The organism is Streptomyces sp. NPDC091371 (genome assembly GCF_040684275.1).
GTDB lineage: Bacteria > Actinomycetota > Actinomycetes > Streptomycetales > Streptomycetaceae > Streptomyces.
This window is the reverse complement of record NZ_JBFBFP010000001.1, coordinates 225,978-238,928: the sequence shown is the minus strand read 5'-3', so window position 1 is coordinate 238,928 and position 12,951 is coordinate 225,978. Positions and strand designations below refer to the sequence as shown.

At 74.1% G+C, this 12,951-nt stretch carries 13 protein-coding genes and 1 pseudogene; 10 read left to right on the top strand and 4 right to left on the bottom strand.

The genetic code is table 11. From position 1 onward, the window contains the following. Positions 1–291: 291 nt before the first annotated feature. The 5 genes from AB0O21_RS01185 to AB0O21_RS01165 all read left to right on the top strand — a co-directional run bounded on the left by AB0O21_RS01185 (position 292) and on the right by AB0O21_RS01165 (position 2,968). Positions 292–1,137 (top strand): hypothetical protein, encoded by an 846-nt coding sequence (locus AB0O21_RS01185; protein WP_365164677.1) that lies wholly within the window; start codon positions 292–294, stop codon positions 1,135–1,137. Next, the gene (locus tag AB0O21_RS01180) at positions 1,134–1,313 is read left to right on the top strand and encodes a hypothetical protein (RefSeq protein WP_365164675.1); all 180 of its coding nucleotides are present in this window, start codon (positions 1,134–1,136) and stop codon (positions 1,311–1,313) included. The genes AB0O21_RS01185 and AB0O21_RS01180 overlap by 4 nt, the downstream gene beginning before the upstream one ends. Positions 1,314–1,685: 372 nt before the next feature. Continuing rightward, positions 1,686–2,300 (top strand): class F sortase, encoded by a 615-nt coding sequence (locus AB0O21_RS01175; RefSeq protein ID WP_365164672.1) that lies wholly within the window; start codon positions 1,686–1,688, stop codon positions 2,298–2,300. 78 nt (positions 2,301–2,378) lie between these two features. Further along, a complete protein-coding gene (locus tag AB0O21_RS01170) occupies positions 2,379–2,717 on the top strand; it encodes a hypothetical protein (protein WP_365164669.1) in 339 nt (112 codons plus the stop codon). 65 nt (positions 2,718–2,782) lie between these two features. Then, positions 2,783–2,968, top strand: a complete 186-nt coding sequence (locus AB0O21_RS01165; RefSeq protein WP_365164667.1) for a hypothetical protein — start codon at positions 2,783–2,785, stop codon at positions 2,966–2,968. 187 nt (positions 2,969–3,155) lie between these two features. Here AB0O21_RS01165 and AB0O21_RS01160 read toward each other — a convergent pair whose 3' ends face one another. From AB0O21_RS01160 to AB0O21_RS01150, 3 genes are all read right to left on the bottom strand, one after another. Continuing rightward, positions 3,156–3,560, bottom strand: coding sequence for a hypothetical protein (locus tag AB0O21_RS01160; RefSeq protein WP_365164665.1), 405 nt, complete (start codon positions 3,558–3,560; stop codon positions 3,156–3,158). A 72-nt stretch (positions 3,561–3,632) separates the two neighbouring features. Continuing rightward, complete coding sequence (locus AB0O21_RS01155; RefSeq protein WP_365164662.1) at positions 3,633–4,028, bottom strand: RidA family protein; 396 nt, start codon at positions 4,026–4,028, stop codon at positions 3,633–3,635. A gap of 28 nt (positions 4,029–4,056) precedes the next feature. Next, entirely contained in the window at positions 4,057–4,530 is a 474-nt protein-coding gene (locus AB0O21_RS01150) for an Rrf2 family transcriptional regulator (RefSeq protein WP_365165414.1), read from the bottom strand. Between the two features lie 110 nt (positions 4,531–4,640). On the opposite strand from AB0O21_RS01150, the gene AB0O21_RS01145 reads away from it, so the two are divergent. From AB0O21_RS01145 to AB0O21_RS01130, 4 genes are all read left to right on the top strand, one after another. Continuing rightward, positions 4,641–5,468: a hypothetical protein gene (locus AB0O21_RS01145; protein ID WP_365164659.1), complete on the top strand. Its 828-nt coding sequence runs from the start codon at positions 4,641–4,643 to the stop codon at positions 5,466–5,468. A gap of 53 nt (positions 5,469–5,521) precedes the next feature. Beyond that, positions 5,522–7,516: an FUSC family protein gene (locus AB0O21_RS01140; RefSeq protein WP_365164656.1), complete on the top strand. Its 1,995-nt coding sequence runs from the start codon at positions 5,522–5,524 to the stop codon at positions 7,514–7,516. A gap of 104 nt (positions 7,517–7,620) precedes the next feature. Beyond that, a complete protein-coding gene (locus AB0O21_RS01135; RefSeq protein WP_365164653.1) occupies positions 7,621–8,352 on the top strand; it encodes a hypothetical protein in 732 nt (243 codons plus the stop codon). After that, complete coding sequence (locus tag AB0O21_RS01130; RefSeq protein ID WP_365164651.1) at positions 8,340–9,602, top strand: HAMP domain-containing sensor histidine kinase; 1,263 nt, start codon at positions 8,340–8,342, stop codon at positions 9,600–9,602. The genes AB0O21_RS01135 and AB0O21_RS01130 overlap by 13 nt, the downstream gene beginning before the upstream one ends. A gap of 70 nt (positions 9,603–9,672) precedes the next feature. On the opposite strand, the gene AB0O21_RS01125 is transcribed toward AB0O21_RS01130, so the two are convergent. Continuing rightward, complete coding sequence (locus AB0O21_RS01125; RefSeq protein WP_365164649.1) at positions 9,673–11,757, bottom strand: PhoX family phosphatase; 2,085 nt, start codon at positions 11,755–11,757, stop codon at positions 9,673–9,675. Positions 11,758–12,052: 295 nt separating this feature from the next. Here AB0O21_RS01125 and AB0O21_RS01120 point away from each other — a divergent pair. Next, positions 12,053–12,951, top strand: a pseudogene (locus AB0O21_RS01120) (hypothetical protein); the annotation flags it as partial.

Sequence of the window (12,951 nt, the reverse complement as noted above, 5' to 3'; positions counted from 1 at the left end):
GGTCACCCGGGCCGCCTGGCCCGCCTGGCTCAACCGGGTCACCCGACCCACCCGGGCCGCCCAGGTCACCCGGCCCGCCTGACCCACCCGGCCTGCCCGACCTGCCCGGCCTGCCCGGGCTGCCTGGCCCAACCGGGTCACCCGACCCACCCGGGCCGCCCAGGTCACCCGGCCCGCCCGGCCCGCCCGGCCCGCCTGGGCCACCCAGGAGGGCCGGGGCGGGCCCCCGTAGCCGTCTCCGCCACCGCCACCGCGTAGACGCACCGCTTCCACCTCCGAAACGAGTCAGCCGTGCACATCGCCCTCGCCGGCGCGGCCGGTCCCACCGGAATCCGCCTGGCCGCGGAACTCCTCGGCCGCGGCCACCACCTGACCCTGCTCACCGCCACCGACGTACGGCAGGCGCGCCTCCTGCTGGCCCGTCAGCTCACCCTGACCGGGCTGTATCCCGCGTACGTCGACCTCCTCGCGGTCCGCCTCGACGCGCGGCGGGCCGCCGATGCCCTGGATCCCCGCTCCACCGCCCGCTTCGACGCCGTCTGGTGCGTGGATCTGGCGGCCGGGGCCGTGGCCGCCCTGCTGCCGCTCGCCGCCGGAGGGGAGCGGCGTACGGCGTTCCACCTGGTCACCGATGGGGACGCGGGTCCGGCCGGGCGGGCGGTGGCGGCCGCGGCCGTACGGGACGGGTTCCCGGCCGGGGTGCACTGCCTGGCCCCGACCGTGAGCGACCTCGCCGACCATCCGGAGCTGCCCCGGCCGCCGTTCACCCGGATCGCCGTCGCCGAGGCGACCCGGCCCGCCCCGGGCGAGGCCGCCGGGGAGGCCCTCGCAGCGGTACCGGCGGCGGTGAACCTGCTGCCGCTCTCCGCCACCGCGCGGGCCCTGGCCGATGCCGGCGAGCAGGCGGGCTGGTCGGGGCTGCGCCGGATCGGCTGGGTGCACTCGCGGCCCACCCCGGCCGAGGTGGTGGCCGAAGCGGTCGGTCCGGAGCTGGGCGCCCGGCTGCTGCGGCGCCTCTCGGCCCTCCAGCCGACGACGCCCACCACCGCGATCACCCTGCCGCCGGTCGCTGCCGGGTACCTCACCCGGGCTGCGGCTCCGGTTCTGCCGGCGCTGCGTTCAGCGGTGCCCGCATGAGCACGGCGGGGCACCCCTGGCGGGAGCGGCGGGTGGTGGACGGCCTGGCGGGCGCCCTGCGGGAGGCGGCCGCGGAACGGGTCCTGGGCAGCGGGGCGGCGACGGCACCGAAGACCGCCGCCCCCGCTATGGCGTCGCCGGGGCCGGAGCGGGGCCCGGACTCCGGCGCGAAGTGAGGGGCGCCCATGGCAAGGGCATATGCGAAAGGATCATTCATGCCTCAACGAAAGGGGGATGAACGGACCCCCGCAACTCACGCCAACCCCACTCCCGGCACCCCTGTTTGACAGGTTTTCGCATGTGGCAGAACGTGCCACCGCCCCGACACGCCCGAAGGCGTCACCACGCATCTCACCCGTTCGGGCGTACATCCCCCACACCCCGTCCCGACCGGCGGAACGGGCGCCATCTGCGAAGACGCCCCGGCCAAGGGACGACACGCCCGTGACGCCCCGTCAGTCCCTGGTGTTTCACAGGGTGTGGATGGGCAGAGGAGGTGTCCACTGCTCACATGACCCGGCCGCCCGCGCCGGACAGGAGGGATCGCCATGCCCCGCGCCAAGTGGGTCGTCGCCGCGCTGACGGTGACTCTGCTGTGCACCGGCATCGGGGTGTTGCAGAGCACCGAGGGCGCCCACCCCTCGGCCTCGACCGCGACGACCGACGACTCGCTGCCCTCGCGGGCCCTGGGCCTGTCCGGCCACCGCCGTCTCGTCCGGCAACTGGAACGCCCCGACGAGCACGCCCCCGGGAAGGGGGCCCGGTCGCCGAGGACCGCCCCCGGACCGCTGCGGGCGGTCACCGGTCCGCTCCGGCCCGCGCGGCCGCTGCGGTTGCGCATCCCGAGCCTGCACGTCGACGTGCCGCTGGCCGAGGGCGAAGGGGCGGCCCCGGGCCCCTCCTGGGACGCCGGCGGCCCGCCGCCCGGGTCGGCCGGCACCGCCGTGGTCACCGGGGCCGGGCTCCGCCTCGGCGAACTGCGGCCGGGCCGGACCGTCGAGATCCCGCGCGCGGACGGTCGTACGGCCGTGTTCACCGTCGTACGGGTCTCCCCCGGCGAGGCCTCTGGGGACGAGGGCCCGGCCGGGCGGCCCCAACTGCGCCTGACCGGCGGCGAAACCGCCGTACTGGCCCGGCTGACGGGTCAGCGCCGCACCCGCTAGGGGGGTCTTCCTCCCCCGGTCGGGGGCTTCTCGCGGCGTGTCCGGGAGTCGCCGTGGATACCTGGGCACACCCCTCGCATGAGCGGGAGGCACTACGCCAGAACGGCACTGACCCGGGCCCTGACCGCGGCCTGCGTCGTGCTGCTGTGCGTGTTCGGCGCCGGTCCGGCCGCCGCGATGGCCGCCGAGCCGCGGCCCGCCTCCAGCGCCCCCGCGGAACCCGCCGAGGGGCCGTCCGATCCGGCCGCCGATCCCGAGGCACGAGCCGCCGTACGGCTGGTCGCGCGCGGGATCCCGGGCGTACGGCTGAGGCCGGCTCCGGTGTTTCACGTGAAACATGCCGCGGCCCCCGCGCGCGGGCCGATCGGAGCGGTGCCGTCCACGGGGACGGCGCGAAGTGTGGTCCTGCGCTGCTGACCGGGCCGAGCCCTGACGCAGCATCCCCCCACTTCGCCCCCACCCCCACACCGTGAGGTTCCGTCATGCCCATCGACCCGTACGCCGCACTGAACGCCATGCTCCGCGCCGAGGCCGCCCGCTTCACCCCGCCGGTCCGGCAGACCGAGCCGGTGCGTCCGGCCGAGCCCGTCGCACCGGCAGCACCCGCGGCGACCGCGGCGCCCGAGAGTGAACAGCGGCAGGCCGCCGCCGGGGACCCGGCCGCGTAGACCCGTCGCAGGACGGTGAAGAGCGCCGGTTCCCGTGCCCTCGGCAACGGAGAGTGGTCACGTGAGGTTCGACCACGGCACGGGAACCGGCGCCACTGTTCAGTCTGTGCTGTGCGGACCCCCGGCCGCCTCGGGCGGAAGTACCGACCCGCCCCGGCCGAAAGTACCGCCGCCTACGAGACCCGTCTCAGTCCTCGTGGGTGTGGAAGCGGTAGAACGCCGCCACGCCGACGCCGATGCCGGCGAAGAGGCCCACCACGACGGCTTTGAGGATCGACTGGTTGGTGAGGCTGTGCAGGTAGCCCACGGCGATGCCGCCGAAGGCCCCGTACGCCGCGGCGCGGACCTCCTGCATGACGCTCGGGCCCATCCGGTCGAGGCCGAAGGCGATCCCGGCGAAAAGCACGCCGCACAGGATCCCGTAGAACACGTTGGCCGCGTCGACCGGGCCCGCCTGCCGCTCGATGTAGGCGGCCCAGACTCCGTAGACGAGTCCGAGGAGCAGGGGCCCGGCGTAGGCCAACTTGCTCAGGTGGGTCATGTCCGTCATCTGCCGGTGCTGCCGATGGGCAGCGGGTGCCGCATGTGCCATGACGGGCTCCTCTCTCCCATCATCCAGGGCACACCCGGCACCCCCGACCGGCAAGTGGATCACCCGTGCGGGTCAGCCGCGCACGGCCACGGCGTCGATCTCGAAGAGCATGTCGGGCAGGGCGAGGGCGGCGACCCCGATCAGGGTCTGGGCGGGCAGTTCGGTGCCCCAGGTCGCGTGCAGCTGCTTGAGGAGCACCTCCAGCCTGCCCTGGTCGTGGCCCACGACGTACGTGCCGATGCGGACCACGTCCCCGGGGCCGAGACCGACGGCCGCCAGGGCGGTGAGGAGGTTGGCGAAGGCCCGCTCGACCTGGTCGGCGAAGTCCTCGGAGACGACGTGCCCGTTCTCGTCGGAGCCGTACTGGCCGGCTATGAAGACCTGCTCGCCGGGGGCGGAGACGATGTGGCTGTATCCGTAGTCGGTCGGGTTGTGGAGTCCTGCGGGGTTGATGATGCTGCGCGTCATGCCGATCTCCTGATTGTCCGTGGACTGACTACTGCTCCGCGAGCCAGGCGCGGAGCCGCTCGGGGGCCTCGGGCGCCTGCCGTTCGGCCTGCTGCCGGATCTCGTCGAGGTTCTGGGCGGCGAGGGCCCGCCGCCAGGCCAGTTCGGCGCGGGTCATGGCGTGCGCGATGGCGCACTCCGCGCCCCTCCCCTCCTCCGGCGCCGCGCCGGGGCCCTGCCCGCGGATCTCCGCGCACCGGAAGGCCTCCTCCGGCCCCTCGACGGCGGCGACCACGTCCATGAGCGAGATGGCGGTGAGCGGACGGGCCAGCCGGAAGCCTCCGCGGGGGCCCGGGGCGGAGGTGAGGATGCCCGCCCGGGCCAGCGCCTGGAGCTGTTTGTTGAGGTAGGCCGCGGGCAGCTCGTGCCAGGCGGCCAGCCGGGCCGCTGACACGGCCCGATCGGGGCCGCTCCAGGCCAGGTTGACGCAGCTGTGCAGCGCCCACTCGACGCCCTCGCTCATCTTCATATTCTGGATATTAAATATCCAGGATCTAGCGCGCAAGCGCACCACGCCACCCGCCCGCAGCAACACCGCTCGCGCCGGGGCCCGCACTCGCTTTCCCTGGTGACGTGCGCACCATCCTGTCGGCGGTACTCATCGTGCTCGTGACCCTGCTCGTGCCCGCGAGCGCCGTCGCGTACTGGGCCGACCGCGAGTTGGGGGACGCCGACCGCTACACCGCCACGATGTCCCCGCTCGCCGAGGACCCGGCCGTGCAGGACCTCGTCGTCACCCAGGCCACCCGCGCGCTCGCCGGACAGATCGACGCGGGCCCCTTCCAGAGCGGGGTCGACGCCCTGCTCGGCGAGGCCCTGCGCTCCTTCGCCGGGACCCCCGCCTACCGGACCGCCTGGGACGCCGCCAACCGCGCCGCGCACGCCGCCTTCCTCGACGCGCTCACCACGGGCGACGGCAACGCCGTCACCATCGACCTCGCCCCCGTCATCGCGCAGGTCAAGGAGGAACTCGTCGACGACGGCGTGCCCTTCGCCGACCGGATCCCGGTGACCCACCTGTCCGTGGAGGTCATGGAGTACGACAACCTCGGCGCCCTCCGGAAGGGGTTCCGCATGCTCCAGATCGCCGGTGTCTGGCTCCCCGTGCTGACCCTCGCCCTGGCCGTGGCCGCCATCGCGGTCGCCGTCCGGCGGCGCCGCGCGGTGATCGCCACGGGGCTGGGGCTCGCGATCGGCGCGGGCCTGCTGTGGATCGCGGTGGACCTGTGCCGGAGGCTCACCCTCGACGATCTGCCCGCCGACGTCGACCGGGCGGCCGCCGGGGCCGTGTACGACGCCCTCACCGCGTTCCTGCGCACCACCGCCTGGGTGGTGCTGGCGGTCGGCCTCGCCGCCGCGCTGACGGCCTGGGTGGCGGGCCGAGTCCGCCGCACCCCATAAGCTCGGAAGGTACCCAGAAGAACCGATTCGCGAGCGGCGGCACGGAAACGGGAATGAGCACCGAACGCACCGAACACATAGCGTCGCGGCGGGCCCGGCACCACTCGCTGGCCCCGCCCGACTGGCTGCTCTCGGGACTGAAGCCGACCTCCGCCCCGATCCCCTGGGCCGCGGTGGTCCGGGCCGCGATCGCGCTGGCCGCCCCGCTGGCGGTCGGCTTCGCGCTGGACGAGCCCGAGTACGGCGCGCTCGTCTCGATGGGCGCCCTCGCCGGGGTGATCGGCGACACCGCCGACGCGTACCGGATGCGGGTCCTGAACATCGCCGTCCCGCAGCTGTTCGGCGCCGTCGGCATCGCGCTGGGCACCCTGGTCTTCGGGCACGGCTGGGTGGCCGTCGGCGCCCTCACCCTCATCGCCCTCGTCTCCGGGATGATCTCCTCCATCGGCACGGTCGCCTCCGCGTCCGGGCTGCTGCTCCTGCTCAACGCCGTCGTCGGCGCCGGGCTCCCGATGCCCCAGCCCTGGTGGACGGCCCCGCTCCTGCTGACCGCGGGCGGGCTGTTCGTCCTCGCGCTGACCCTGCTCGGCTGGCCGCTGCGCGGCCGGCAGCCGGAACGGGCCGCCGTGGCCGCCACCTACCGGGCCCTGGCCGACGCCCTGGAGGCCGCGGGCGGGCCGGGCGCCGCCTTCGACGAGCGCCGTCAGCGGGTCACCCAGACGCTGAACCAGGCCTACGACCTCGTGCTCGGCCGACGGGCCCGGGTGCACGGCCGGAGTCCCGCGCTGGTGCGGATGCTGGCCCAGCTCAACGTGGTGATCCCGCTGGTGGAGGCCGTGCCCGCCGCGCACCTGCGCCGTCGGCCGGTACCGCCCGAGATCCCGGCGGCCGTACGGGAACTGGCGACGGCCATCGAGGAAGGCCGCACCGGGACACCGGTGCTGGACCTGCCCGAGCCGCACACCCCGGACGAGCGGGCCGTCGACGCCGCGCTGCGGCACGCGGCGACCATCGTGCTGCTGGCCGAGCCCGACCCCTACAACGTCGACGACCGCCTCGGCCGGCCCGCCGCCCTGCGGGTGCGCGCCCGGCGGGCGGTCCGCGACATGATGCTGTCCGGCGCGTCGTGGCGGTACGGCCTGCGGCTCGCCCTGTGCATCGGGCTCGCGCAGTCCCTCGTCTCCCTGATCGAGGTCGAGCGGTCCTACTGGGTCGCGCTGACCGTCACCTTCGTCCTCAAGCCCGACTTCGGGTCGGTGTTCTCCCGGGCGGTACTGCGCGCGCTGGGCACCGCGGCGGGCCTGGTGATCGCGGCCGCCGTGCTCGCCGAAGTCCCGCGCGGCTGGTGGGACGTACCGGTGATGATGGTCCTGGCGGCCCTGATCCCCGCGTTCTCCGCCAAGGGCTACGCCTTCCAGACCGCGGCGATCACCCCGGTCATCCTCCTCCTCTCGGACCTGCTCAACCACTCCGGCTTCGACCTGATCCGGCCGCGCCTGCTGGACAGCCTGATCGGCTGCGCCATCACGCTGGTCTTCGGCTACCTCCTCTGGCCCGAGAGCTGGCACACCCGGATCGGGGACCGGCTCGCCGACGCCGTGGACGACGCCGCCCGGTACGTGGAGCGGGCCTTCGCCCCGGTCGCGGACGAGGCCGCGCTCCGGGTGGCCCGGCAGTCCCGCCTCCAGGCCCGCCGGCGGATCTACCGGGACCTGTCGGGCGTGCGCAGCGAGTTCCAGCGCGCCCTGACCGAACCCCCGCCGACCGGCACCCGCGCCGCCGCGTGGTGGCCGCTGGTGGTGGCCGTCGAACGGATCGTGGACGCCACCACGGCCGCCCGCGTCCGCGTCAACCACGGCGCGGTGCCGCCTGCGGCGAGCGAGGTCGACTGGATCGCGCGCGAGCTCCGGTCCCTTGCCGAGGGCGTACGCAGCAGCACGATCCCGCTCCGGGTCGAGGTGGAGCCCCAGGCCGACGAATCAAGCGTCCTGGCCCCGGTCCACCAGGAGGTAGCAGCAGCCCGCGCCATCACCCGCCCGGCCCCCTGACCCCCAGCCCGTCCGGCGTTTGAGGACCGGGGACGGACCGCCCGGGGTCCCCCGAACGGCCCCACGGCCGGGCCGGGTCCCACCCCACGCGGGAGCATCAGAGCATGCGACCCATCCCTCAGCACGTCGGAGCGCTCCTGGCTCTCTTCGTACTGACGGGCTGCGCCGACGTGGAGGGCCTGAAGGACGCCGGCGACCTCGGCACCGTTCACGCCCCGCAGACCCTGTGGAAGGAGTTCCGCCCCGACCCGCCCGAGCCCGGCCAGCAGCCGGGAACGGCCGCCGTCGTGCCCGGGATCCCCAAGGTGGCCGGCCCCGGCATGCGCGGGGTGAACGCCCTGTCCGTCGTACGGGCCGACGTCACCGCCGCCGTCGCACAGGACGGCGGGACCGGCCGTCTCGTCGACCCCCGCGCCCCCCAGCGGCTCGCGCTCTGCACACAGGCTGTGGACGGCGGTCCCGGCTGCCCGGTCCGCCCGCCCGTCCTGCACGACCTCACCGGCGACGGCCGGGAGGAGCTGATCACCGCCCTGGACCTCGACGGCCGGCTCAGCGAGCTCCGCGTCTACACCGTCCAGGACGACGGCCGCGTGGCCCGGATCCTGTCCCGGCACGCGGTGCTGGAGGGCGTGGAGGTGGCCGCCGAGCACCTCGCCGTCCGCGAGCCGACCTCGAACCCCGCGTACGTCGCCGTCTCCGACTACGTGTGGGATCCGGAGACCGGGACCATGAACCTGTCCCAGCTCACCCTCGACGAATGCCCCGGCCCCGGCCCCGGCCCCGGCGCCGGCGGCGACACGCCGACCGACGGAGGCGGGGCGCGATGCGCGCCCTGAGCAGCCTGCGCTGGCGGATCGCCCTGACCACGACGCTGGTGTGCTGCATGGTCGCCGCCGCGCTGGGGATCCTGGTGCACAACGTGGTCGCCCGGCAGATCGTCGGCGAGGTCCGCAAGGAAGTGGACCGGGACCTGGACCACGCCCTCGGCCACTACGAGTACGGCACCACGCACGGCGATGTGAACGTCGCGCTGGACCCGCCGGACCTGCCCGGTCCGCTGCGCGCGCTCGTCGCCCGCGGGGACACCGGGAGCATGGTCGGCGAGCACCAGGGCGAGCCCGTGATGTGGGCCGCCGGGCCCGCCGACAAGAAGGCCCTCGCGGTCTGGATCCCCTACGAGCACACCCGGAACCGGCTGCGGGACATCGACACCGCGATCCTCGCCTCCTCGGTGGTCGCGGCCGGGGTGGTGGCCCTGGCCGGGCTGTTCCTCGCCAACCGGATCAGCCGGCGGCTCACGACCACGGCCGCCGTGGCCCGCCGGATCAGCGCCGGCGACCTCGACGCCCGCGTGGACTTCCCCGCCGACAGCGACGGTCCCCGCCAGCCCCGCTCACGGGACGAGGTACGGGACGTGGCGCAGGCGCTGGACTCGATGGCCGGGTCGCTCCAGGAGCGGCTGGAGGCGGAGAAGCGCTTCACCGCGGATGTCGCGCACGAGCTGCGGACCCCGCTCACGGGCTCGCTGGCCGCGGCGGAACTGCTGCCGGAGGGGCGCCCCAAGGAGATGATCAACGACCGGCTCAAGGCCCTGCACCGGCTGACCGAGGACCTGCTGGAGATCTCCCGGCTGGATTCCGGAGTGGAACGGGCCGACCTGGCCCGGGTGGAACTGGGCCGGGCGGTGGAACGGGCCGTCGCCGGGACCAGGCCGCCGGCCGCCTCGGTACGGGTGGTCCGTGACGCGGCGGTGCTGACCGACCGGCGCCGCCTGGACCGGATCCTGGCGAATCTGCTGGCCAACGCCCACCGGCACGGGCGGCCCCCGGTGGAGGTGACCGTGGACGGGCCCGTCGTGGTGGTCCGCGACCACGGGCCCGGCTATCCGGCCGAACTGATCGAGCACGGCCCGCAGCGCTTCCGCACCGGGGACCCCGGGCGGGGACGCGGCCACGGTCTGGGGCTGACGATCGTGGCCGGGCAGGCGGCGGTACTGGAGATCGAGCTGAGCTTCGCCAACGCACCGGACGGGGGCGCGATCACCACGCTCCGGCTTCCCGTGGGCCGCCTGCTCGAAGGGAGTTGAGGAGTGTTTCACGTGAAACATCCACGGGATCGGATGTTTCACGTGAAACGGTCAACCCTCAACGCATCGGTCAGACGCCGATGTTCTTGCCGTCCTTGCGCCAGACCGACACGACCGCCGGGCGGACGATCTTGCCCGGTCCGTCGGGCCACACCGACTGGGGCTTCTCGACGGAGGCCCCGTCGATCTCGCCCGGGTGCTGGACCGCGACCAGGACGCGCTTGTCCTGGATGATCGGGCCGCAGGTCTCGGCGCCGCGCGGGACCGTCAGGAACTGCTTCAGCTCACCGCGGCGCTCACCGGACGTGGCGACACCGAACAGACCGTCGTGGGAGCCGAGCTGGTTGCCGTCCGTGGAGATCCACAGGTTGCCGTGCGGGTCGAAGGCCACGTTGTCCGGGCAGGAGATCGGGCTGACCTTGTCCTTCGGGAAGCCCGCGAAGTAGGTGGCCGGGTCGTTCGGGTCACCGGCGACCAGGAAGAGCCTCCAGGCGAAGGCGTCACCGGCCGGGTCGTCGAAGTACTCGGCGAGCTCCAGGATCTGGCCGTGCTTGTTGCCGTTGCGCGGGTTGGCCTCGTCGGCAGGGGCCTTGCCGGCCGCTCCGCGGTCCTTGTTGTTGGTCAGCGCGACGTAGACGCGACCGGTGCGCGGGGAGGGCTCGACGTCCTCCGGGCGGTCCATCTTGGTGGCGCCCACCTTGTCGGCGGCCTGGCGCGTGAAGATGTACACCTCCTCGGCGGTCATGCCCTCGACGTGCGAGACGTTGCCGGTGGCCAGCTTGATCCACACACCGGCGCCGTCGAACTCGCCGTCCGTGGGGAGCTTGCCGGAGCCGTCGACCTGGGCGGCCGGGGAGTCACCGGTGAGCTTGGCGACGTAGAGGGTGCCTTCGTCGAGGAGCGTCAGGTTGTGCTCCTTCGCCGCGCGGCTGTTCCCCTTCTTCATCTGCTTGCTCGACACGAACTTGTAGAAGTAGTCGAAGCGCTCGTCGTCGCCCATGTAGACGACGGGACGGCCGTCCTCGGTCAGGCGGGGCTGCGCGGCCTCGTGCTTGAAGCGGCCGAGCGCGGTGCGCTTGCGCGGGACCGAGTTCGGGTCGTGCGGGTCGAGCTCGACGACCCAGCCGAAGCGGTGCGACTCGTTGGGCTCCTGCGCCACGTCGAAGCGCTTGTCGAACCGCTCCCACTTGCGCTCGGTCTCGCCCGGGGTCACGCCGTAGCGCTTGAGGCGGGCGGCGGCGGTCGGGTCGGTGACCTTGCCGGCGTTGCCGAAGTACTGGTTGAAGTTCTCCTCGCCGTGGAGGGTGGTGCCCCACGGGGTGGTGCCGCCGGCGCAGTTGTTGAGCGTGCCGAGGACCTTCGTGCCGCTCGGGTCGACCGAGGTCTTCAGCAGGGCGCTGCCCGCGGCCGGGCCGGTCATCTTGAACTCGCTCGTCGTGTGGAGGCGACGGTTGAGCTCGTGGCGGGAGACGGCGGTCAGCTTGCCGCTGCGGTGGTCCTCCTGGACGACGACCACGGACAGGCCGTGCGCGGCCCAGGCGATCTCGACCTGCTCGCGGGTCGGGTTGGCCGGGTCGTAGCCCTTGAACATGAGGTTCTCGTCCGTGTACTCGTGGTTGGCCACGAGCAGCTGCTGGCGCTCGTACTTCCCACCGAGCGGGAGGAGGCTCAGGAAGTCGTTGTTGTAACCGAACTGACCGGCCTGGGCGGCGGCGGTCTGCTTGTCGGAGTTGAAGCCCGGGGCGCCCTTGATGATCGGGTCGCCCCAGCGGATGACCACGTTCTGGTCGTGGCCCGCGGGGATGGTGACCTGGTCGGCGGTGTTCGGCGCGACCGGGGTGAAGCGCAGGCCGCGGGCGGCCTGGCCGGCACCCTCGGTCGCGGCGGCGGCCTCACCGGCCGGGGTGGCGTTGGCGCTCTGGCCGGGGCCGCTGAGGGCGATGGCCGTACCGCCGGCGGTGGCGACGGTCACGACGGCGGCCGTACGCAGCATCGAGCGGCGGGAGTAGGCCTTGGCTATGACGTCGCCGGCGTACTCGTTGTCGCTGGTGTTGGGCACCTCGTGGAAGCATGCGTCGCCACAGCGGTAGCGACAGGTGAGAGCGGACCGACCGCTCCCATGCGGGTTGCCGATGAGCGGCAGAAGCTTGCGCACGAGTGTCCTCCGAGTAGCTGCGTGGGCGCCGACAACGTGTCGGAACAATCCAGCCGTGACGGTAGGCGCGGGTTGCGCCGATGCGGCGGCGGAGGGATGAACGATCGGTGAACCCGGCACGTCGGAGCGGGAGTTCGAGGGGCGGTTTCCGGGCGCCGGAGGGGCGGACGCCACGAAGGGCGCCCCTGCCGAAGATCGAGCCGGGCGGCCGATAACCTTACGTGTCCACTCTGGGCAGGGATCATCCGCGCAGCACGGACATATGACGCACGCACTCATGCGAAAGGCCTGGCCCATGGGTATTCGGAGCTTGTTGCGCAAGGTGTTCGGACGGTCTGCGGAACCGGTTCCGGAGACCACGGACGCCCCTTCGGCGGCTGTCCCGAACCAGGCGGAACGCACGCCGCTGGACGTGGCCGCCGAACTGGTAGCGGCGTCGTTCGACAACCCGTCCGTTCCGCCGCAGTCCGCTCCGCGGGACGGCGGACCGGGCGCCCTCCTCACGGCCCCCGCCCCCACGGCGGAGCCCACGGTCCCGGAGGCCCGCCGCGCGCCTGCGGCGAAGCCCACCCCGGACACCGCTCCGGCTACCGCCGAGCCCGAGACCGCCGCAGCAGCCCCCGCGCCGCAGGCGCAGGACACGGCTGCCGCCGAAACTCCGGCCGCGGCGGAGCCGCTGGCCGCTGCCGCGGCCGAAGACCAGCAGGAGCCCCCGGCAGAGCCGGCCCCCGCCGCTGCGGCGCAGCCCGAGGCCGAGCCGCTGGCGCAGGCCGAGCAGGCCGCTGCCGAGCCCACGGCCGAGCCGCTGGCGAACGCCCCGGCCACGGAGCCGGTCGCCGCCGAGCAGACCGAGCAGCCGGCCGCCGAAGCCAGCGCGCCGGAGGCGGAGCCGGCCGCCGCCGCTGCGGAGCAGCCCGAGGCGGAGCCGGAGCCGGTGGCCGCCGAGGCCGAGCCGGTCGTCGCCGCTGCGGAGCAGGACGACGCGCCGCAGGCGCAGGACGCGGCTGACGCCGAGACAGAGGCCGAGCCCGTCGCCGCTGCCGCGGAGCAGCCCGAGGCGGAGCCGGAGCCGGTGGCCGCCGAGGCCGAGCCGGTCGCAGCCGCTGCGGAGCAGGACGACGCGCCGCAGGCGCAGGACGCGGCTGACGCCGAGACAGAGGCCGAGCCCGTCGCCGCTGCTGCGGAGCAGCCCGA